The following is a 21,410-nucleotide window of genomic DNA, read 5'->3' as shown; positions in this document are numbered from 1 at the left end:
ATTCACGACCCGCAGGTATTCGGTGCCGGAACACCTGCAAATCGATCCTTCACCCACGCGACAGCTCCCGGCACAGCGGCGCCGTCCGCATGACCTTCACCCGGTCGAGCCTGGAATTCGATGACGTCACCGTCGGCGCAGGCGCGTTCGACTGCCGCCTCGGTCCATTCCGGACGGATCAGGTTGTCATTGGTACCGACGACTACGTACATCGGACCGCTCGCGCGTTGACGGGGAAGAGCAACGTCGCTGAGCCACGCGTGAATTCGGTCCGCATCCTCGGCGGTAGCCGGCCGCGTGTCGGCGGGCGTCACCTTTCCGACCAGACCCAACTTCTCCGTCGCCCGAGAGGTCAGGCACGAGGTGAGCAGGTCGTAGTTCTGCTCGAATGCGCCGCGCACGTAGTCGGTTCGTTCGAGGTCCGGATGGGTGAGGTACAGCCCTTCGAGTACATAGGGCAGCAGCAGTTGCTGAGGCAGTGACAGATTCACCTCGGAATCACTCGAGATGATCGGCGAGATGTCCGCTGCCGGGGACAGGTTTGCTGCACCGACGAATTCGAGTCCGTCGCCGTAGGTGTCGGCTTCCTCGGCTGCCGCCCAGGATGCCTGCCCGCCTTGGGACAGCCCCAGAGTTGCCCAACGAGTCGAGGTGTCCGGAACGACGTTGCGCGCCGCTCGAACCGCGTCGATGACGTTGAACGCCGCGGTGTCCGGTTGCAGGTAAGGATGCGGGTCCGGAGTGCCGAGGCCCTCGAAGTCGGATACAGAGACCACGTATCCCGAGTCGAGGAACGGCGCGACCAGGCCGATCGTGCCGAAGAGGGTCGGCGAGGCCGACGGCGCACAGTCGTCCGAAATACCCGTCGTGCCATGGCCGATGGAGACGATCGGCCAACCGCCCTCCGGCGGCGTTCCAGGCGGTGTGAAAACGGTTCCCGATACCTGGGTCTCCCGGCCGTCGATACCGGAGGTGGAGCCGTACAGGATTTTCACCGCGCTCGCTCCGGACGCCGCCACTTCGGCTGTGCTGGTGAAGGGTTCACTGTCGAACACGACGCCGCGTTGCGCGCTGCTCTCGGCCGGCGGGGTCGTCGTGGTTGCGTTGTCGGTGACAGAGACATCTGGCGAGGCATCCGATCCGCAGCCGACGCTCACGAGAAGTGCGCTCGCCACCACGACTCCCCAGCCTGCGCGAACCCTCGAACTCCGAACCGTCATACGCAGTGTTCCCCTCTATTTGCCCGCGCTGCCTGCTCGGCGACGCCTGACACGTTCCTCTGCTGCGGCCTCTTCGATGTCGAGTCCTTCCAATACGGTACGCAATACCTCATCGTCGAGATCTCCGTCGTCACGTGCGGCGATCAGCGCAACTCGTTGCGAGCGCAGTGACTGATGCCGGAACTTGTCGAACAGAGCTCCCGCATTCCACAAGGCGGCCTCGCGATCGGCGTCCTCGTCGACCTCCTGGAGTTGAAGCCTCGCCTGCATCGAGCGTCGTACGCGTTCGACGATCGCCTGCAGTTCCTTCCCGTCGATCCCCGGCGGAGGGTGCGCGGCCGCGTCTGCCAACGCCTTCTCTCCCGCCTTGCGAGAAATGTTGCGGGCCAACTCCATCTGTTCCTGCGTGCGCAACTGCTCGTAAGGATCCGCGACGTCGAGGCGACGGATCATGAACGGCAAGGTAGATCCCTGGATGAGCAATGTCCCGACCGCGACGATGAATGCGATCGCCTGGATGACGCCGCGTCCGGGGAACGGCTCGCCGGACGAGAGTGCAAACGGGATACCGCCGGCCGCAGCAAGAGTGACGACGCCGCGCATTCCCGCCCACGAGACCACCAGATTCTGTTTCCACGTCAGTTGATTCTCGCGCTCACGGCGCAGGGTTACACCGAATCGCACACGCGAGTAGCTCAGGAACAGCCACACCGGCCGAATCACGATGACAACGGCCAGGACTGCGAGACCGTACGCGAACACGTGAAGCACCGGAAGTCCGTCGGCGACAACATCGTCGATCACGAAGCTCAGTTGCAGCCCCATGTACGCGAAGACGAACATCTCGAGGAGCGTGTCCAGGCTCGACCACACCGAGCGCTCCTGCAGCCTGGTCATGATCGACGCGTCCGTCGAATAGTGCCCGATCACCAGACCAGCGACCACGACGGCCAGAACACCGGACGCGTGTAGTTCTTCAGCGGCCAGGTAGGCAGCGAACGGAAGCACCAACCCCAAGCCGGTTTCCAGTGGAGAGTCGTACATGCGGGCACGAACGAACTTGACGACAAACGCGAGCACCAAGCCGACGACAACGCCGCCGATCACTTCGTACGCGAAGAACAACAGGGGCGAATCGGTGGCAATTCGCGTTCCGGTCACTGCTGCGACGGCGACGGTGAAGAGCGTGAGCGCGGTGGCGTCGTTGACGAGCCCCTCGCCCGTCAGGATGGCGATCACCCGTTTCGGGAGCCCGAGCTTCTGACCGACCGCCACCGCGCTGACGGCGTCGGTCGGCGCGATCACGGCCCCGAGCACCAGGGCGGCGCCGATCGTGAACTCGGGCACCATCCATTCGGAGAAGAAGGCAACCACGAACGCCGTCACCAACACCATTCCGACGCCGAGGCGCAAGATCGGGGCCAAGTTGCGTTTGAAGGTCGCCACCGAGAATTTCAGAGCGGCCGAGTAGAGAAGCGGCGGCAGGACCACACCGAGAATGACGTGGGGATCGAGTTCCGGCCGCGGCATACCGGGTATGAAGGATGCGACCGAACCTACCGTCACCAAAACCAGCGGAGCCTGCAGGTTTCGTCGATTGGACAGCCCGGTGACTGCGATGGCGGCAATGACGACCAGCAGAATCCAGGTGAAGTTCACGCGTTCATTCTGCCCGCCGACCCTGGGAGTTCACCCAGCGGACGCACAGAAGCCCGCAACCTTTTCGGTGACGGGCCCCTGAGCAACGGTGCTACCGAAAAACGGTATGCCGAATCCGGTATTACTGCTTTTCGGGAACAGCCTTCTTGGCGGCCTCAGCTGCCTTGTCGATCTGATCGCCGTACTTGTTGCCGGTCTTGTCGTCGGCGATGTCGGCGACCTTGTCGATAGCGTCGTGAACCTTGTCGGAGTTCTCCGCTGCGAGCTCCTGGCCCTTTTCGACCAATCCCTTGACGTTGTCCAAGAAACCCATGTCCGTGTCCTCTCCCGGTGCTGACGCACATCCTTCGGCGGAATCGTTCCTCCGCGCCCTTCGATTCTCACAGGTCGACGGCCTCTGCGCCAGAAAGCAGGTCCGTGCGTTCGAGCCGTGCGCAACTCGAGGTAGCGTTAACCCGCCAATAGCTGATTGACCACCCATCGACATCGACAGGTGCCCGGTTTGAATGCAGGACTGCGCGGGACGGGGAGCGACCCCTACCCCACGCGTGAACTGCTGTCCCGGTGGTGGTCGGATCGCACCGATTACACCTGGCTCCCCCGATTCCTCGACACTCGCGGGCTGACCGTTCCCGGACGCAAATTAGTCGCGGTGTGGTGTTTTCTCTTCGCCCTGATCGCGGCGACCATGCAGTTGAGCCGCTTCGGTTCCGACACCGCCCTGGCGCGGTCGATCTTCGCCCTCGGAACTATCAGTGGCGCCTATGCGGGCTACCGCTGGGCGCGTAATGAATCGTGGCCAACTTGGCGACAATCCGTGGCCTTTGTCGTCTGGGCCGACCTGTGGCTCGCCGTCACTCTCTTCTTCGCCGTGCGCACCGCTTTCGTCGGAACCATCGGCTGCATCTTGTTCATCATGATCGGCTTCTATGCGGCGATAGTTCACAGCCCTCGCGTTGCCATCAGCCACATCGGTTGGGCTCTTGCTGTCTGCACGACGCTCGCTGCCATGGCGATGTCCGAGCCGGTCAACGACGCCTGGGTGGTCGTGAATCTCTATCTGATGGTTGCCGGTGTGGTTTTCTCCACCGCATGGATTCTGCAGATCGTCTGGCTGCGCCTGACCGACGACGCACGCAACGCCCACCGGGACTACCTCACCGCGACACTCAATCGCCGCGGACTCCAGGACGAGGCACAGCATCTGCTGCGCAGTGATCGAACGCAGGCTCTGATCGCACTACTCATCGACGTCGACTCGTTCAAAAACCTCAACGACACGCACGGGCACGTCGCGGGCGACGACGCGTTGACCGCTGTCGCCGACCGCCTCATCGCTGCCGCCGGCCCCGATGCGGTGGTGGCTCGAATCGGTGGAGACGAGTTCGTCGTCCTGCGCGGAGTCGATCGAGGAGACATCGAGCAGGTCGCCACCGAGATACATTCGGCGGTCTCGTCCGACTCCGATCCCTATCCTGTGTCCGCCAGTACCGGCGTCAGCGTCTATCTGAGTCCCGAGACGGACTTACCGGATCGAGCTGTCAACGAACTGATCGAGCACGCAGACAATGCGATGTACCGAGCCAAGAAGCGCGGCGGCGATCGCATTGCCTGGGTGCAGATGTTCAGGCGCTGAAACTACTCACTCACTGTGGGCATGGTGATGCTCGCCGGGCAGGTCGTCGGGTGTCGCGAACATCTTTCGTTTCTCCCCGTGCAGGCGTGCGCTGATCCACCACGAGAGTTCCACGAGTACAACGCCGATCGCGCCGAGGGTGATCGCGAGCGTCGTCGCAGCGACGTTGCTCGGATCCAGTTTGAAGAACTCACGGGTGAACGGCAGCGCGAACAGGATGAGGTATCCGGCCACCGACCCGCCGATCAGAACGAGCTTCCACCAGACGTACGGCCGAGCCACGACGGCCAGAACCCACACGGCGATCATGATCAACGTGATGAGCGCACTGGTTCCGGCCTGGATCTTCTGGGTTTCCGTCTGGTCCGGGCCTTGGTAAGCCAATACGTAGGAGATGAACGTGGTGATGCCGATGATCAGGCCCGACGGCAACGCCAGACGCATCACGCGCGAGACGAAACCGGTTCGCGCGCGCTCGTTGTTGGGTGCCAGAGACAAGATGAAGGCCGGGATACCGATCGTGAACCACGCTGCGATCGTGACGTGGCGGGGCAGGAACGGGTACGGCAGCGGTTCGAAGTCGAAGACCTGGGACAGGACGCCGGTGATGCCGATCAGGAACGCAAGCACCACCGAGTAGACGGTCTTGGTCAGGAACAGATTCGACACACGCTCGATGTTGCCGATCACTCGGCGGCCTTCCGCGACGACGTACGGGAGCGTCGCGAACTTGTTGTCCAGCAGCACGATCTGGGCCACGGCTCGGGTAGCCGGGCTGCCCGACCCCATCGAGACTCCGATGTCGGCGTCCTTGAGTGCGAGCACGTCGTTGACGCCGTCACCGGTCATCGCGACGGTATGTCCGCGAGACTGCAAGGCCGCGACCATTTCCCGCTTCTGATCCGGTCGCACTCGACCGAACGTCGTTGCTCCGTCGAGAGTGTCCGCCAGCTTTTCCTGATCGCTGGGCAGCTCTCGCGCGTCGATGGGGCGGTCGCCGCCTTCGAGTCCGAGGGATCCGGCAACGGCGCCGACGGAAACCGCGTTGTCGCCGGAAATGACCTTGACCGCGACCTTCTGGCTGGCGAAGTACTCCAACGTCTCCTGGGCGTCCGGGCGCACTTTCTGCTCGAGCACGACCAGAGCTTCGGGGGTGACGGTGCCAGGGGCGTCGGCGTCGTCGACAGGGAGGTCGCTGCTGCCGAGCATGAGGACACGAAGTCCGCTCGAACCCACTTCCTCGGCCTTGCGGGCCATTTCCGAGTCGGGATCGAGCAGCACGTCCGGGGCACCGAGTACCCAGTTGCCGTGACTGCCGTACGACTGGCCGCTCCACTTCTTCGCCGAGGAGAACGGCGCCACCGCTGTCGCTTCGCCCCACCCGGAGTCGTCGGAGAGAGACTCGCGAATCGCCAGGACACTCGCGTTGGGGCGAGGATCGGACGCGGCCATCGCGCTCAACGCGGACTTGACCGCAGTCTCCCCCGATCCACCCGGTGCGACGTCGACCTCGGACAGCCGCATACCGTTCTCGGTCAGCGTTCCGGTCTTGTCCGCGCACACCACGTCGACACGAGCCAGACCCTCGATCGCCGGCAACTCCTGAACGAGGCACTGGCGCTTGCCCAACCGGATCACACCGACCGCAAATGCAATGGACGTCATGAGCACAAGGCCTTCGGGAACCATCGGAACCAGAGCTGCCACCATGCCGTTGAGTGCCGGTCGGATCGGCAGGCCGATCGTGAAGAGCTGATTGAAGATGATCAGCGCACCCGCCGGAATCATCAGGTAGGTGATGAACTTCAGGATCTTGTCGATGCCGCTACGCAGTTCGGAATGCACGAGGGTGAACTTGCTCGCCTCTTCGGCCAGCTTGGCCGCGTATGCATCGCCGCCGACCTTGGTGGCGCGGTATGCACCGCTGCCCGCGGCAACAAAACTGCCCGACAACACTTGCTGGCCACTCGCCTTGTGAACCGGATCGGCCTCACCGGTGAGCAGCGATTCGTCGACCTCGAGTGCGGCCGAACTGACCACCTCACCGTCGACGACTATCTGGTCACCGGATCCGAGTTCGATAATGTCGTCGAGCACAACATCTTTGGGCGCCATCGCCACGGCGACGCCGTCACGCCTGACCATGGGCTTGGCCTGACTCACGATGGCCAGAGCGTCGAGCGTGCGCTTGGCGCGGATCTCCTGGATGATGCCGATACCGCTGTTCGCGATGATCAGCAGTCCGAACATGCCGTCGATGATCGAACCCGTCGCGAGCACGATCACCAACAACACGGTCAGGATCGCGTTGATGCGAGTGAAGACGTTGCCGCGAATGATGTCCTTGACCGAGCGGGACGCCCGGTCCGGTACATCGTTGGTTTGTCCCGACGCGATCCGGGCCGCAACCTGATCGGCGGTCAGACCGCGGGCGACGTCGACGTCGTCCGGCAATCGCTCAGGCGCTACCGCCACTGCTGTCTCTTCTGAACTGGTGTGCTCGTGAGCCATGGTCAAAGATTACGCACCCGGAGCAACTAATCAGGGTGCGACTCGACAGGCAACCACGTCCGCGACACTTCGCCGCTCAGCCCAGCGGTATCCACCACTTCGACGGCGGTGTCGGTGACAACGCGTCGATCCTGCCGCCCGGCATCGGGACCGACACTGTTGTGCCCGCATCTGCAGCCGACTCGTCGAGGCGAATGATCGGCTCCGACCACGAGTGAAACGCGAGGTTGAACGTCGCCCAGTGAATCGGGACGAAGACACCGCGCGACCCGTCGCCCTTGTTGAGGTCGATGTGCGTCTGCACTGCCTCTTCCGGATTCATGTGGATGTCCGGCCAGCGCACGTCGTACGCACCGACGGGGAGAAGCGTCAGATCGAAAGGCCCATAGGTTTCACCCAGCTGTTCGAAACGCGATGTGTATCCGCTGTCACCACCGAAGAAGACCCGGTGCTTCGGCCCGGCGAATACCCACGACGCCCACTGCGTCGTGTTCCGGACGAGGCCACGACCGGAGAAGTGACGAGCCTCCGTGCACGTGAGGACCAGGTCGTCGATTTTTGTCGACTCGTCCCAGTCCAATTCCACGATCCGGTTCTCGGGCACCTTCCAGTGCCGCAGGTGAGCCCCGATACCGATCGGCACGACGAACGGAGCGGTCTGTGTACGAGTCAGGGTCTTGACCGTAGCCATGTCGAGATGGTCGTAGTGATCGTGAGAGATGACTATCGCATCCACTGCAGGCAGTTCGGTCAAAGCCACCGGAGTGGGGTGCATGCGCGCGGGACCTACTGTGGCCGAGGGTGATACGCGTTCACTCCACACCGGATCGGCGAGAACGCGGTAGCCGTCGACCTCGACGAGAACGCTCGAATGGCCGTACCACGTCACCGCCGCGTCGCCGGCTGCCGCCGGTGCCAGCGGAGTGGCCAACGGAATCGGCCGACGCGGCCGACCCGTCGACCCTCGCGTGGCCATCGACTTGAACATTCCGACATCGGTGCCCGGAACCAGTGTGCTGCTGGGCTCCGAGTTGTGGAACTGGCGGTCCCGGTATCGCGGGGACATCGCCGCATACGGTTGCACCGTGTTTCGCGAGGCCCCGATCTGCGTCGGGATGCCCCATGCGGCTCGCGCCACCCACCCCGTCGCCGCGGCAACAGCAGCAACTCCGAGAACCGTCGTCTTCTTCATTCAGACGAGCGTAGCCACTATCTGCCCTGCGTGCCCGGCGCCTGTTTTCCCTGCAACCAGCTTTACTTACCCTTGAATACGGGAGGGCGGTTCTCGATGCGGGCAGCGCGGGCTTCCTGGACGTCCTCGCTGAGCCAGGCGGCGTGAAGCGCGTCGAGCTGCTCGGGAGACTGCTCCTCCATGGTGCCGTCGTCGTTGAGAACCATCTTCATGTGCCGCAACGACAGCGGTGCGAGATTCGCGATGCGGTGTGCCCATTCCTGAGCGTCGTCGAGGGTTCCGATTTTGTTGGCGAGGCCGCGAGTGAAGGCTTCTTCGGCGCCGATCTGTTCGATGCCGAGCAAAATGGTGCGCGCGGGACCGCCGCCGACCAGCGACGCGAGCCGACGCATCGTCCACTTGTCCACCGAGACACCGAGGGTGGCGGCCGGGATTCCGAAGCGAGCGCTCGGCGCTACGACGCGAAGATCCGACGCGATGGCCAGTTGCGTGCCCGCGCCGATGGCCGGACCGTTGACGGCAGCGATGACGGGGATGGGCGCCGTGTCGATAGAGCGAAGCATCTCGAACAGGCGATCGGTGAAGCCCTCCATGTAGACGTCGCCGGAAAGGTCCGCGCCTGCACAGAACGCCGATCCCTCACCGGTGATGACGACGACGTGCGCGTGCTCGGCTACCGCCGCGTTCATCGCGTCCCGTATTGCGATGCAGAGTTCCGCGCTGAGCGCATTACGACGCTCGTGACGCTGCAACTCGATGGTCACGACGTTGCCGTCACGGGAGAACCCGATCATGTCCGCTCACTTTCGTTTCTGGAAGGCTCGACACAGGGATGTTCCGAGGCGCCGATACCGTCCGCATACTTCTCTGCAGCTAAGTTCTGTACATCAGGAGGTTAGATTACCGATGAGTACAGACGACCTTGCCGCACAGCAACCACACCCGGTTGACGTGGTGGTGATCGGCGCCGGACAGGCCGGACTCTCCGCCGCGTACTACCTGCGCAAGTTCGGAATCGAGCCCGAATCGGGGTTCGTGGTGCTCGATCATGCGTCGGGGCCGGGCGGGGCGTGGCAGTTCCGTTGGCCGAGCCTGACACTGAGCACCGTCAACGGCGTCCATGACCTCCCGGGAATGTCCTTCGCGGAAACCACCGGTACAGACGCCGAACAGGTGCCTGCATCGGTGGCGGTCCCCCACTACTTCGAACTGTACGAAAAGCAATTCGAACTTCCCGTCCACCGCCCGGTACACACGCGAGTGGTGTGTCCGAGGGAAGAGCGCCTGCGGATCGAGACCGACCGGGGAGTATTCGCGGCGCGAGGCTTGATCAACGCGACGGGGACCTGGGAGCGGCCCTTCATCCCCCACTATCGCGGGGCCGAGTCGTTCCGTGGCCGACAACTGCACACGAAGGACTATCGAACCGCTGCCGAGTTCGAAGGCAAACATGTCGTCGTGGTCGGCGGCGGGATCTCGGCTGTCCAACTGCTCGACGAGATCTCACGCGTCACGACCACTACCTGGGTGACGCGGCGCGAACCCGAGTTCCGCGACGAGCCGTTCACGCCGGACATCGGCCGCGCTGCGGTTGCCATGGTCGAAGATCGTGTACGACGCGGCCTGCCACCGGGATCCGTTGTCTCGGTGACCGGCCTCCCGGTAACGCCTGCCATCCGGGCAGCACGTGAGCGTGGTGTGATGAATCGACTGCCGATGTTCTCCGAAATTCTTCCGAACGGCGTGAAGTGGGCCGACGGTACCGTCGCCGACGCCGATGTCATCTTGTGGTGCACCGGTTTTCGTAGCTCACTCGATCACCTGGCGCCGTTGCACCTGCGCGGACCGGGTGGCGGAATCCCGATGACCGGGCGCCTCGCCACGCAGGTCGAAGCCGACCCTCGCGTGCACCTGGTGGGATACGGACCGTCGTCGTCGACGATCGGAGCCAACCGCGCCGGCCAAGCGGCAGCGCGCGAACTGACCGCGTACCTGGGAATCGGCGAATGAACAGAATTCTTGTTCCGGGCGAAACCTGCTGGCGCATCGAACCGGCGGACAATCTTGCCTGCATCGTCGACGCCGCTGACTACTTTCATCATGCGAAGTCCGCAATGCTGCAAGCTGAAAAGCGAATCATGTTGATCGGCTGGGACTTCGACACGCGCATCAAACTCGAACCAGGCGAGCAGACTCTCGACGGCCCCAACCGGTTGGGAATGTTCCTCCGCTGGCTCGTCCGCGAGAAACCCGACCTCGAAATCCTCGTACTCAAATGGAACATCGGCGCGTTCACCGCAATCGGCCGCGGCATGACTCCCGTCTTCGTGTCCAACTGGCTGACCGACGAGCGCCTACGGTTCGAGATCGACGGCGCCCACCCGGTTGGTGCGGCGCACCATCAGAAAATCATCGTCATCGACGACGCTCTGGCGTTCTGCGGCGGCATCGACATGACTGTGGACCGCTGGGACACCTCGGATCACGTCGACCGAAACGATTATCGAATCACGCCGAGCGGAAGGCGTTACGGCCCTTGGCATGACGCAACCACGGCGGTCGACGGCAATGCGGCTGCGGCCATCGGCGAATTGGCGCGGGCACGCTGGAAATCCGCAACCGGCGAGGATCTGACACCGGTCAAGAGCACTGCGACTCCGTGGCCCGTCAATTTGGCTCCCACCTTGCGGGTGGTCGACGTAGCCGTCGCCAGAACATTGCCGGAGCTCGGCGAGCGCGCGGAGGTTCGTGAGATCGAGGCGCTGTATCTCGCGGCCATCGCCGGCGCCGAGCACACGCTGTACATCGAAAGCCAGTACCTCGCCTCACGCACGCTGGCCGAGGCGATTGCCGCGCGCCTGCGTGAGGACGACGGACCGGAAATCGTTCTGGTCATTCCGCGCAACGCCGACGGTTGGCTGGAACAAAAGGCGATGGACGGGGCGCGCCACGACCTGTTGCATCTGCTGTGGTCCGCCGATATCCACGACCGTTTCGGTGCGTTTTATCCCGTGACCTCTTCTGGCGCACCTATTTACGTCCACGCCAAGGTTCTCGTGATGGACGATCGCCTCCTGCGAATCGGGTCGTCGAATCTCAACAACCGTTCGATGGGCTTCGACACCGAGTGCGACATCGCCGTCGAATCCGACGACGACGCAGATGTCGAGTTGCGCGCCTCGATCATCGGATTGAGGCGCCGCCTACTCAGCGAGCACCTCGACGTCACCGAGGAAGAAGTCGACGACGCGTTGGGTGAGCAGTCACTGTTGTCGACGGTTCGCGCTCTCTCGACCTCCGACGCTCGCAGTCTGCGCGAATTCGACCGGAACACAGTCGACGGCGAAGACCACGTGCTCGCTGAAAATGCACTGATGGATCCCGAGCGCACGCCGCCCAGACTGAGCGATCGAATCGAAGGATTGCGCCGCCTGCTCGGCAAACGCTGAGACTCTAGAACACGCGCACGCAGTGCCCGGTTGCCAGCGCGAGTTCGACGAGCGTTGCACCGTGAACACTCGGGACGAGCGCGAGGAGAAACGTATCGCTGTCGCTGTCGAGCCAGGCAAGTGAAACGCCCGTATCGGTGATGTTGTCGACGATACGGGCGAGAAGCGATTCGAGTCCGGCAGCTCGATCGAAGCCCATGGCAAGACTGTCCGCCCACTCCCACGATCCTGCCGGCGCCGACGTGAGCACTCGCAGCTGACCCAGAACCTCGGCAGCGCCCTCGTTCCAATCCACCCAGACCAGGCGTTCTTGTTCGTGCAATGCGTCGACGAGAGCAAACCACGCCATTTCCGGGTGCGGCTTCTCGAGCGTCTGTGAGTATAACTCGTTCTGTACTTCGACATACCGTTCCGGCTGGTCGATCGCGAGAGTCACACGATCGATGACAACAGCGCTGTCAGGGGCGAGCAGTTCGGCGATCGCGCGCAACGCGTCGCGAGCAGTTCCACTCACTATGGCTCCAAGTTCAATTCGGTCATCGGTGCGGTTTCCACATTCTGACATGCGTGTGCGCCTCGTTCGGACGTGTCCTCGATGTCGGGACACGAGCCAGATGCTTGCCGTGAGTTCCACGAATTCCCGGGCAACACCGCTCGCCGAGCTACCAAATTTGACTTTCCGGCTATCCCATTCGCCGCACTTGTCCGTTTACCCTTTCACCTGGCCTTACAATCCGGATATAGTCATCGGCGATCCAAGAAGCCAACTGGGATGTAGCGAGCCAGCGAACAGTCTGTTACCGTTCAGCTAACTACCCCTTCTGGTCAAACCGGATCGAAGGGGTTCGGGCAATGACCCACGGGGGGTTGACGTGAAGGGGCCATGTTCCGCATGAAACACGATTCACACACGACAACCTCTTGGTGGTCGATCGGCGAATGGCGCCTGGGATGGAAGGTCATCGCCGTTCTCGCATTGCCGATGATCGTCGCCGTCGTCCTCGGAGCCCTTCGCGTTCAGACGGAACTCGAAGAAGCCGCACAGCTGAGTTCCTCGTCCGAGCGCGCCCTCGCTGTGCCCGCCGCGATCAATCTCGAATCCGCGCTGTACGAGCTCGCCGAAGCCGCATCGGCACGCACTGACACCGGCCCCGCCACACAAGCGGTTTCGGACGCAATGGATCAACTGGTCGACGCCGCGCGCGCGTTCCAGTCCGACGACGACCTCAACGACCAAGTGACTTCGGCGCTCGCAGAGAGCCGTTCCATCATGGAAGAGGTCGCCGCCGGCGCGGTGGCTCCCGCACGCTTGGTTTCGCGGGTCGGCGAAGTCTCTCGCGCACTCTCGAGCACCTTCACCAGCGTCGTCGAGCATTCTCAGCGTCCGGCGCTGCGCGAAGAGGGTGGCCGACTCTCAGCACTCTGGGATGCGCGACGAGCACTGGCCGAACAACGAATCCTCTTCGGCTCAGGTGATCCGGACCAGCAGGCTCGTACCTCGATGGTCAGTGCCGCCGGTGCCGAACTGGTCGCTCTGAACAACATTCTCGCCATCGACGGGAGCAACGACACCGTCCGGACCCTCAGCAACTCCGCTCAGAACCGGATCAACGCACTCGGATCAACCCCGTCGACCTCTCCTCTGGGGAGCCGCGTCGGTACCGATCTGAAATCCGGAAACGACCAGTACAACATCCTGACCGACACCACCGTCACCGAGTTCGGCGATACCGTCACCGCTGAATCCAATGCAGCACGAACCGCAGCACTTCGTGACACTGCAATCGTGCTCGGCGCGGTCCTGCTGGCACTGGCCATCGCCCTCGTCATCAGCCGATCGCTCATCGATCCGATCCGTCGGCTGCGATTTGCCGCATTGCAAGCAGCACGACGCGGACTCCCCGACGCGATCGAACGAATTCGCGCAGGTGCCAGTATCGACGACGTCGACTTCGCCCGTGTACCGATCCGCACCCACGAGGAAATCGGCGAGCTTGCACGCGCGGTGGACGACATGCACGGTCAGGCCATCACGCTGGCCGGCGAGCAGGCCACCCTGCGGCGCCAGGTCAACGACATGTTCGAAACGCTGTCGAGGCGTAACAAGTCCCTCGTCGACCAGCAACTCGGTTTGATCGAACAGTTGGAGCAGGACGAAGACGACCCTCGTCGCCTCGAGAATCTGTTCCGGCTCGACCACATCGCCGCGAGAATGCGTAGAAACGGCGACAACTTGTTGGTTCTCGCCGGAACCGATGTACGCCGCGCCAGAACCGCCCCCGTCGCTCTCGGCGATATCCTTCGTGCGGCGGTATCAGGCGTCGAGGAATATCGACGCGTCGAACTCGGGCAGATACCGCCCGGAGTCGTCACCGGTCATGCTGCCCCGGACGTCGTTCACCTCATCGCTGAACTGCTCGACAATTCTCTGCGGTACTCCCCGCCGGAGACCACCGTCTCCATCAACGCTGCCCGCGCCATCGACGGCTCCATGATCGTCGAGATCGCAGATCTCGGTATCGGCATGTCGCCTGCCGATATCCTCGATGCCAACGAGCGCCTCGCCGCCGGCGGCGAGATGAGCGCGGATACAGCGCGTCGCATGGGTTTGTTCGTCGTGAGCCGAATCAGTCGTCGCTACAACATCTCTGTGCGCCTGCGCCCGACGGCAACGTCGTCGACGCACAGCGGCATCACCGCAACGGTGCTCCTACCGACGTCGATACTCGATTCTTCTCGGGGACCCGAGATCCGCACGCCGCGAACCGGACCCGTGCCCACGCTCGATCGGACTCCGCCGCCCGCACCGTCTGAACCGTCCTGGTCACAGCCCGTCCCGACCGAATTGGCACCCCCGCAGCCTGCGACCAGAAGTTTCGCAGATCTCCCGCGTCGAACGCCCAGCAACAGCACCGACCGGACTGAGACGTTCGCCCCGATCACACCGCAATCCATTCCCACGACAACAGCGCCTTCGGGGTTGCCACGTCGCACTCCGGGCACAAGTGGAGTACCGGCGGTCAGTACCTCGACTCCGACCACTGCTGCACCCGCCACCTCCGTGTCGTCCTTCGCTCCTCTGCCCGATCCCGAAGGCACAAGCGCATCGACGTCCCTTCCCGTGCGTACTCCTTCGCCGGAATTCACCTCGCCGGCACAGGGTCCCGAGATCCCGGTGGGTCCACACCCGTCGACAACCCCGCCGCCACGGCACCGGCTCTCAGCCCCGACGCCGACAAACACTGCGGCGTTCTTCTCCTCGCGCACCCGTGACGGGCTCTCTGCTCGCGCATCGGCGCGCGCTGACGGCGCGGGAGACGGCAACTCGAACGGCGTACTCGCTGCCCCGACCACGATGCCGATTTTCGCCCGGATGGTGTCCGAGTGGCTCGTGGACCCGACGGCGGAGACGTCAGCTGCTTCCACCGGCAGTGCGTGGACCACCGACGCGGATCAAGGCTGGCTGGCCGCTCGGACCTCGTTCGAGATGCCGGTCACCAAGATCGCCGATTCCGGACTTCCCATTCGAGACCGCGGAGCCCGCCTGGTTCCCGGCGCAGTCGGGAGAGGTGGAACGACACAGCGCCATGCATCCAATCCGGCGGACGTCCAACGTGGTTGGAGCAGTTACCAATCCGGAGTACAACGAGGGCGTCGGCGCGCTGCCGACCATCAGCCCGATGGCGGACAGTCTTTCGAATCGTCCACGATGTTGCACAACGATGAAGGAGAACAGTGAACACTGTCGGAGCCCAAGAGACTCCCCGCGCACTCGACTGGCTGGTATCGGCTTTTGCCCGAGACGTGCCGGGTGTGAGTCACGCGATCATCGTCTCAGCCGACGGGTTGTTGACGGCCTCGAGCACACATCTTCCGCTCGATCGGGCCGATCAATTAGCCGCTGTCACTTCCGGACTCGCCAGCCTGTCCGCGGGGGCGTCACGCCTCTTCGACGGTGGAGCCGTCATGCAGTCCGTCGTCGAGATGGAGAACGGCTACCTGCTTCTCATGGGCGTCGGTAGTGGCGCTTACCTTGCCGCTCTCGCTGTCGCCGGATGCGACATCGGCCAGATCGGTTACGAAATGGCGACTCTCGTCGATCGCGTCGGCACCACCATGGACATTGCCCCGAGAACATCGCAGGGTATTTGAGTTCGATGCCTCACCATCAATCCGAGTACGACGACGCCGAACCGAGCTTGGTCCGGCCGTACGCGCTCACCGAAGGTCGAACCCTGCCGTCCATCGACCTCCCACTCGAAGCGATCATCGCGACGATCGAAGACGCGGTCTCGAACAATCTTGCACCGCAGGATATTCGTGCATCGATCGTCGCACTCTGCGAGCAGCGGATCTCGGTTGCCGAGATCGCTGCCCACCTGGGTGTTCCGATCGGAGTCGTGCGGGTACTGGTCGCCGACCTCGTAGTAGCCGGATCACTGGAAATACATGCCACTCTGCGAAGCGACGCATCTCGAGTCGAGCGACGCGAACTGATCGAAAGGACCCTCAGTGGACTTCGGGCACTCTGACTCATCGTCTCGCGTGAAATCGACAAAAATCGTGATCGCCGGGGGTTTCGGTGTTGGCAAGACAACACTTGTGGGGACCGTCTCCGAAATCGTCCCCCTTCGCACGGAGGCCATGGTTACCGACGCCAGCGACGGTATCGACAATCTCGGATCCACTCCCGACAAGAGCACCACGACGGTCGCGATGGACTTCGGGCGCATCACTCTCGCCGACGACCTGGTCCTCTATCTGTTCGGAACCCCGGGACAGCGCCGCTTCTGGTTCATGTGGGACGACCTGATCACCGGTGCGATCGGTGCGGTCATTCTGGTCGACACGCGTCGCCTGGAAGACAGCTTCGCCGCAGTCGACTTCTTCGAGGCGCGAGGCCTCCCGTTCATCGTGGCGGTCAACCGTTTCGACGGCGCACCAATCCATTCGGCGAGCGATCTCCGCCAGGCGTTGGCTCTACCCAACCGGGTTCCCATGATCGAGATCGACGCCCGAAACCGCGAATCAGCCAAACGCGCGCTGATCGCCGTCACCGAATACTCCCTCGAACGACTTGCAGCTGAAGCAGTCGTCTAGATGAATCACCAGATGCGAATCGTCGCCGAAAGGAACTGGCATGTCGGATGAAATGCACCATTTCTCGATGGGAATCTGGCTGCTCGGACTCGCCTACGTCGTGTCCGTGGTCGGGTCGGTAGTCGGCCTGGCGTGCACCAGGCATTCAGCGTCGGCGACGACAACCGCCACACGCATGCGATGGCTCGCCATGGCTGCCTTGTCGATCGGTGGCGTCGCCATCTGGCTCATGCATTTCATCGCCATGCTCGGCTTCGCGGTCCCCGGCAGTCCCATTCGATACAACCTCGGATGGACCGTGATCTCCGCGATCATCTCAGTAGGGGCCGTGTTTGTCGGCCTGCTGATCATCGGGACCGAATTTCGCTGGACGCGGCTTCTGATCGGGGGCGTGGTAACCGGTCTCGCCGTGAACATCATGCATTACACGGGTATGCGCGCCTTGCGCTTTCAGGGCGAGATCCACTACGACCTGCTCTTCGTTGCACTGTCGGTTCTCATCGCAGTCGTCGCCGGAACCGCTGCACTGTGGTTCACCATGGTGCTCGAGTCCACGATTCTGCGTTTTGTCGCCGGAATCATCATGGGCATCGCTGTCGTCGGTATGCACTACACCGGAATGGCCGCTGTCGAGGTTGTTCACGACGCGGCAGCCCCGGCGCCACAGGGACTCGAAGTGTTCTCATTCCTCTTCCCTGTCTTCGTTCTCGGCCTGCTGGCGTTGGCAGTTCCGATTGTCGCAGTGCTGACAGCACCCAACCGCGCGACGGCACGAATGGAATCCGCCGCCGACGATCTGGCGTTCGAAGCACGAGAGTTCGCGATCTCGAACTGAGCAGAGTACGGGGCGAGTTCACGTAAATCGACAACGCCCCGTACATTTCGGGGATGGTGGATGCCGGACACAACCCCCAGCCATCGACCCGCGCAACGCTCGTCGTGATCGGTGGTTTGCCGGCCACCGGCAAGTCGACGATCGCGCGGGCGCTTGCGCAGCGTCACCAAATCCCCTTCGTGCGGATCGATACCATCGAACAGGCGCTGATACGCAGCGGTATCGCTGACGCGTCCGGGACCGCCGGATACATCACCGGGTACGCGCTCGCCGCCGAACAATTGCGACTGGGACTTTCGGTCGTGGTCGAATGCGTCAACCCCGTCGAGGCGACACGAAACGCCTGGTCCGCTACCGCACAACATAATTCGGCGCGCCTGCTCGGTGTCGAGGTCATCTGTTCGGATCCCGACGAGCATCGCAGACGCGCTGAACGGCGAGTCGTCGACATCCCGGATCTCGTACTACCGACGTGGCAGGAAATTCTGGATCGAGACTACGAGCCGTGGACTACGGAACGGCTGGTGCTCGACACCGCAATCATGGACTCCGACAGTGCAGTACGACGCATCACAGCAAAGATGCTGTAGCGTGCGAGCTGCTCACAAGGTGAGAACGAAGAATGCGCTGTTCGGGTCTTCGCGGTAGTTCCCGAACGGTGGACAAGGCACGAACCCGAATTTCGCGTACAACCGGCGAGCTGGATCGAAGAACTCTTGCGTACCGGTCTCCAATTCGAGTTGCCGGTAACCTCGTTGTCTCGACTCGTCCACGACGTGTTGAAGAAGTCGCGTTCCCACGCCACGCCCCCTTGCTGCCGATGACGTTCGCATCGACTTGATCTCGCCGCCGGCCGACGACCGTTCCTTGAGTGCGACGCAACCGAGTAACTCGTCACCTTCGCTCCACAGCGTCCACATGGTCACAGAGCTATCCATCAGCCCCGTGACGTCCAGCGCGTGAACGCTGTCCGCGGGCGAGGTCGCGTGCATGTCGGCGAGATGTTCGGTGAGTAGAGCACGGACCGCATCCCGACTCAGGTCGTCAATTTCGATTCGCACAGATCCTCACTGTCCTCTTCGCTTCCGGCAGTACCGAATGAAAGTATGACTGTCCTTCACTTCGCCGAAGGCTTGGCCCGAACGTGGATGCGTTCTCCTTGGGGGCCGAACAGACTCAGTACCTCGACCGGGCCGCGCCCGTCACTGCCGAACCAATGCGGGTTTCGGGTGTCGAATTCAGCAGCTTCACCCGTACCCATCACGATGTCGTGATCGGCCAACACCAACCGCAACCTCCCCGACAGCACGTACAGCCATTCGTAGCCGTCGTGCACTTGGGGATCCGGTTCCGTCTGGCTTGCCGGGATGGTCATCTTGAATGCCTGCAACCCACCCGGTTGCCGAGTCAGCGGCAATACCGTTCGCCCACTGACGCTTCGAGGCGCACTCTGGATGCGTGGATCGGCGACCTGCGGTGCCGCCACCAGTTGGTCCAACGGCACTTGGTGGGCAAGCGCGATCGGAAGCAGCAACTCCAAGCTCGGGCGACGCTCCCCCGCTTCGAGCCTCGACAGGGTGCTCTTCGAAATACCGGTGGACTCGGACAGCGCTGTGAGTGTGACGTTCCTCTGTGTACGAATGCGTTTGAGGCGCGCGCCGATCTGCGAGATGGCGGCATCGATGTGCGGACCGTTGACATTCATGGTGCCGAGTCTGACGGCGATTCCCAGAAATGGCAACATTAGTTGCTGATGAACCTCCTCCGCGAGCAATCTGTGCTCATGCGAACACACACTGAAACTGAGATCCTCGACGCCGTGATCGTCGGCGGTGGCGCCGCCGGACTCAGCGCAGCCCTGGTGTTGGGTCGTGCTCGGCGCTCGGTCGCCGTCATCGATTCCGGCAAACCGCGCAACGCACCGGCAGCACACATGCACGGCTTCCTCTCGCGCGACGGCATGGCGCCACGTGAGTTGCTCGCCGTCGTACGCAGCGAATTGCAGACGTACGGAGTGGAATTGACACAAGATGACGTAGTCGACATCTCCTGGCGCGGTATCGAACCCGGCTTTGTCGTCGAACTTTCAGGAGGCACGACGCTCGAAACTCGTACTGTGCTGGTTGCCACCGGTCTACGGGATTCACTCCCGGAAATACCAGGCATCCAGGAGCTTTGGGGACAAAGCGTGCTCCATTGCCCGTACTGCCATGCGTACGAGATCAGCGACCAACCGATCGGCATTCTCGGCGCAGACGCTCGGGAGATGTCACTTCACCAGGCGCTTCTACTCCGACAGTGGTCGTCGGATGTGACGTTCTTCCCCCACAAGATCTCGCTCACCCCCGACGAACGCGCGCGACTGGCTGCGCGTGGGGTGACGGTTGCCGACGGATCGGTATCTGGATTGATCGGTGAGAGAGGCGAACTGAGGGCCGTCGAACTCGACAACGGCCAGTTGGTCCCTCGCTCAGCATTGTTCGTTGCGCCACGTTTCGTTCCGAACGACGCACATCTGACGCGACTCGGCTGCAAAACCAGCCCCACGGGATTCGTGGCTGTCGATCGTTCCGGCGCCACCAGCGTTCCGGGCGTCTGGGGCGCCGGCAACGTCGTCGACCCTCGCGCTCAGGTAATCAATGCTGCGGCTGCAGGTTCGACCGCGGCAATCGCGATCAACGGATATCTGGTCGAGCAAGATGTCGAATCGGCTCTTCGTTCGACCGAGCCGGAAGGGGGCTTCTCGGCGACCGTGGAGCAACGCGTCTGTGAGATGAACGGCGGCAGCACCCTCCACGGCATGTGACCGAGGTGTCTACGTCGCGGGGCCGCCGTGCAACTTCTCGTAGGCGGCCTTCTCGGCGTCGTGGCGCGAGATCTTCTTCGGGTTCTCGAGGTCGGAAGGCAAACCGTGACGCTCGAGGCGGCGCGACCTGTTCTGAGCCATGTAGGAGACCGAATAGAACAGTGCCAGAAGCACTCCGAGCAGCACCATCGATGCCCGCAGGGCCCACGGTCCGGGGAAGAGCATGAAGGCCGCGAACACTGGAATGAACGGCACCATGCTTCGGATCAGGTGACGCGGCACGGCCCAGTCACCGATCAGGTCGTTTCGTACCCAGTCCTGCATCGAATCGGGCAGTTTGCGCCCCACTGAATAACCCAACCACTGAAGAGGATTCGGGCTCGTACGTTGCTTTTTGGAAGTCACGGAAGTCACCTGTTCGGTACGCATCGACGGTACTGACGCAGTCATCACGTTTCTTTCGGATGCAGTCATCACATTTCTCTCATTGGTCCAAGGCTCCGGCGCGGAGCGCGGCCTCGTTGACCCGCGTCAGAACATTGTGGAGTTCTTCGAGTTCGGCGAGGCTGACGCCGAGCTTCGCGACAACCGCCGGCGGGATCTTCTCCGCCTCCGCGCGCAGTGCCACACCGGCTTCGGTGAGGTCCACGTCCAGTTGCCGTTCGTCGGCGCGGCTACGGGTTCGCGTGATCAGCCCGGACGCCTCGAGTCGCTTGAGGAGCGGCGACAGCGTCGGCGAATCGAGTTGCAGTGCCTGCCCGATTTCCTTGACCGCCATCGGCGACTTTCCCCACAGTGCCAGCATCACCAGGTACTAGGGATGCGTGAGGCCCATCGGCTCGAGCAGTGGCCGGTAGACGGACAGCACCGCCCGGTTCGCGACCGCAAGTGCAAAGCACACCTGCCGGTCGAGAGCCAGCGGATCATCCATCTGCGTCTGCGGAGCCTTCGTCGTCATGAATCCGATGTTATCAGATTAATTAGTGCAGCAACTATTATTGC

20 protein-coding genes and 1 pseudogene are annotated in these 21,410 nt (G+C 62.8%); 10 read left to right on the top strand and 11 right to left on the bottom strand.

Annotated features, from left to right (window positions below):
- Nucleotides 1-2 precede the first annotated feature (2 nt).
- The 3 genes from V3587_RS04455 to V3587_RS04445 form a co-directional block, all read right to left on the bottom strand.
- Nucleotides 3-1,220, bottom strand: coding sequence for a lipase family protein (locus tag V3587_RS04455; RefSeq protein ID WP_283376160.1), 1,218 nt, complete (start codon nt 1,218-1,220; stop codon nt 3-5).
- A gap of 15 nt (nt 1,221-1,235) precedes the next feature.
- On the bottom strand, nt 1,236-2,879 hold the full coding sequence (locus V3587_RS04450) for a Na+/H+ antiporter (protein ID WP_283376159.1): 1,644 nt from the start codon (nt 2,877-2,879) through the stop codon (nt 1,236-1,238).
- Between the two features lie 121 nt (nt 2,880-3,000).
- Nucleotides 3,001-3,192, bottom strand: a complete 192-nt coding sequence (locus tag V3587_RS04445) for an antitoxin (RefSeq protein ID WP_003940164.1) — start codon at nt 3,190-3,192, stop codon at nt 3,001-3,003.
- A 180-nt stretch (nt 3,193-3,372) separates the two neighbouring features.
- Between V3587_RS04445 and V3587_RS04440 the strand changes: the two genes are divergently transcribed.
- Nucleotides 3,373-4,515 (top strand): GGDEF domain-containing protein, encoded by a 1,143-nt coding sequence (locus V3587_RS04440; RefSeq protein ID WP_075834106.1) that lies wholly within the window; start codon nt 3,373-3,375, stop codon nt 4,513-4,515.
- Nucleotides 4,516-4,521: 6 nt separating this feature from the next.
- Here V3587_RS04440 and V3587_RS04435 read toward each other — a convergent pair whose 3' ends face one another.
- From V3587_RS04435 to V3587_RS04425, 3 genes are all read right to left on the bottom strand, one after another.
- Complete coding sequence (locus tag V3587_RS04435) at nt 4,522-7,026, bottom strand: cation-translocating P-type ATPase (protein ID WP_003940410.1); 2,505 nt, start codon at nt 7,024-7,026, stop codon at nt 4,522-4,524.
- 76 nt (nt 7,027-7,102) lie between these two features.
- On the bottom strand, nt 7,103-8,218 hold the full coding sequence (locus V3587_RS04430) for an MBL fold metallo-hydrolase (protein ID WP_007727770.1): 1,116 nt from the start codon (nt 8,216-8,218) through the stop codon (nt 7,103-7,105).
- A gap of 62 nt (nt 8,219-8,280) precedes the next feature.
- Complete coding sequence (locus V3587_RS04425; RefSeq protein WP_003940192.1) at nt 8,281-9,012, bottom strand: enoyl-CoA hydratase; 732 nt, start codon at nt 9,010-9,012, stop codon at nt 8,281-8,283.
- 112 nt (nt 9,013-9,124) lie between these two features.
- Here V3587_RS04425 and V3587_RS04420 point away from each other — a divergent pair, with 112 nt between their 5' ends.
- Both V3587_RS04420 and V3587_RS04415 read left to right on the top strand, forming a co-directional pair.
- Nucleotides 9,125-10,228, top strand: a complete 1,104-nt coding sequence (locus V3587_RS04420) for an NAD(P)-binding domain-containing protein (RefSeq protein ID WP_054188849.1) — start codon at nt 9,125-9,127, stop codon at nt 10,226-10,228.
- Entirely contained in the window at nt 10,225-11,667 is a 1,443-nt protein-coding gene (locus V3587_RS04415; RefSeq protein ID WP_161120147.1) for a phospholipase D-like domain-containing protein, read from the top strand. The genes V3587_RS04420 and V3587_RS04415 overlap by 4 nt, the downstream gene beginning before the upstream one ends.
- Before the next feature lie 4 nt (nt 11,668-11,671).
- On the opposite strand, the gene V3587_RS04410 is transcribed toward V3587_RS04415, so the two are convergent.
- Nucleotides 11,672-12,181: a DUF6630 family protein gene (locus V3587_RS04410; RefSeq protein WP_042451123.1), complete on the bottom strand. Its 510-nt coding sequence runs from the start codon at nt 12,179-12,181 to the stop codon at nt 11,672-11,674.
- 378 nt (nt 12,182-12,559) lie between these two features.
- On the opposite strand from V3587_RS04410, the gene V3587_RS04405 reads away from it, so the two are divergent.
- From V3587_RS04405 to V3587_RS04380, 6 genes are read left to right on the top strand one after another with little or no spacing between them, the layout of a single operon-like run.
- Nucleotides 12,560-15,406, top strand: a complete 2,847-nt coding sequence (locus tag V3587_RS04405) for an ATP-binding protein (RefSeq protein WP_283376158.1) — start codon at nt 12,560-12,562, stop codon at nt 15,404-15,406.
- Complete coding sequence (locus tag V3587_RS04400; RefSeq protein WP_003940329.1) at nt 15,403-15,819, top strand: roadblock/LC7 domain-containing protein; 417 nt, start codon at nt 15,403-15,405, stop codon at nt 15,817-15,819. The genes V3587_RS04405 and V3587_RS04400 overlap by 4 nt, the downstream gene beginning before the upstream one ends.
- A 5-nt stretch (nt 15,820-15,824) precedes the next feature.
- On the top strand, nt 15,825-16,199 hold the full coding sequence (locus V3587_RS04395) for a DUF742 domain-containing protein (RefSeq protein WP_007727785.1): 375 nt from the start codon (nt 15,825-15,827) through the stop codon (nt 16,197-16,199).
- Nucleotides 16,180-16,767 carry a GTP-binding protein gene (locus V3587_RS04390; protein ID WP_003940118.1) on the top strand — a complete coding sequence of 196 codons (588 nt, stop codon included), beginning with the start codon at nt 16,180-16,182 and terminating at the stop codon, nt 16,765-16,767. Before V3587_RS04395 ends, V3587_RS04390 begins: the two co-directional genes overlap by 20 nt.
- Before the next feature lie 40 nt (nt 16,768-16,807).
- Entirely contained in the window at nt 16,808-17,602 is a 795-nt protein-coding gene (locus V3587_RS04385) for an MHYT domain-containing protein (protein ID WP_003939865.1), read from the top strand.
- Nucleotides 17,603-17,655: 53 nt separating this feature from the next.
- Nucleotides 17,656-18,192 (top strand): AAA family ATPase, encoded by a 537-nt coding sequence (locus V3587_RS04380; protein WP_003940554.1) that lies wholly within the window; start codon nt 17,656-17,658, stop codon nt 18,190-18,192.
- 12 nt (nt 18,193-18,204) lie between these two features.
- Here the strand turns inward: V3587_RS04380 and V3587_RS04375 are convergent, their stop codons facing one another.
- Both V3587_RS04375 and V3587_RS04370 read right to left on the bottom strand, forming a co-directional pair.
- Nucleotides 18,205-18,663 carry a GNAT family N-acetyltransferase gene (locus V3587_RS04375; RefSeq protein WP_042451126.1) on the bottom strand — a complete coding sequence of 153 codons (459 nt, stop codon included), beginning with the start codon at nt 18,661-18,663 and terminating at the stop codon, nt 18,205-18,207.
- 56 nt (nt 18,664-18,719) lie between these two features.
- Nucleotides 18,720-19,346, bottom strand: a complete 627-nt coding sequence (locus V3587_RS04370; RefSeq protein ID WP_158170074.1) for a helix-turn-helix domain-containing protein — start codon at nt 19,344-19,346, stop codon at nt 18,720-18,722.
- A gap of 33 nt (nt 19,347-19,379) precedes the next feature.
- Between V3587_RS04370 and V3587_RS04365 the strand changes: the two genes are divergently transcribed.
- The gene (locus V3587_RS04365; RefSeq protein ID WP_411742222.1) at nt 19,380-20,408 is read left to right on the top strand and encodes an NAD(P)/FAD-dependent oxidoreductase; all 1,029 of its coding nucleotides are present in this window, start codon (nt 19,380-19,382) and stop codon (nt 20,406-20,408) included.
- Nucleotides 20,409-20,417: 9 nt separating this feature from the next.
- On the opposite strand, the gene V3587_RS04360 is transcribed toward V3587_RS04365, so the two are convergent.
- Together V3587_RS04360 and V3587_RS04355 are read right to left on the bottom strand one after the other, a co-directional pair.
- A complete protein-coding gene (locus V3587_RS04360; RefSeq protein WP_042451127.1) occupies nt 20,418-20,837 on the bottom strand; it encodes a DUF5313 family protein in 420 nt (139 codons plus the stop codon).
- A gap of 55 nt (nt 20,838-20,892) precedes the next feature.
- A pseudogene (locus V3587_RS04355) lies at nt 20,893-21,366 on the bottom strand (MarR family winged helix-turn-helix transcriptional regulator).
- Nucleotides 21,367-21,410 lie beyond the last annotated feature (44 nt).

This window comes from Rhodococcus sp. IEGM 1306 (assembly GCF_036541985.1).
GTDB classification, from domain to species: domain Bacteria; phylum Actinomycetota; class Actinomycetes; order Mycobacteriales; family Mycobacteriaceae; genus Rhodococcus_F; species Rhodococcus_F qingshengii.
This window is presented reverse-complemented; position numbering and strand designations above follow the sequence as displayed.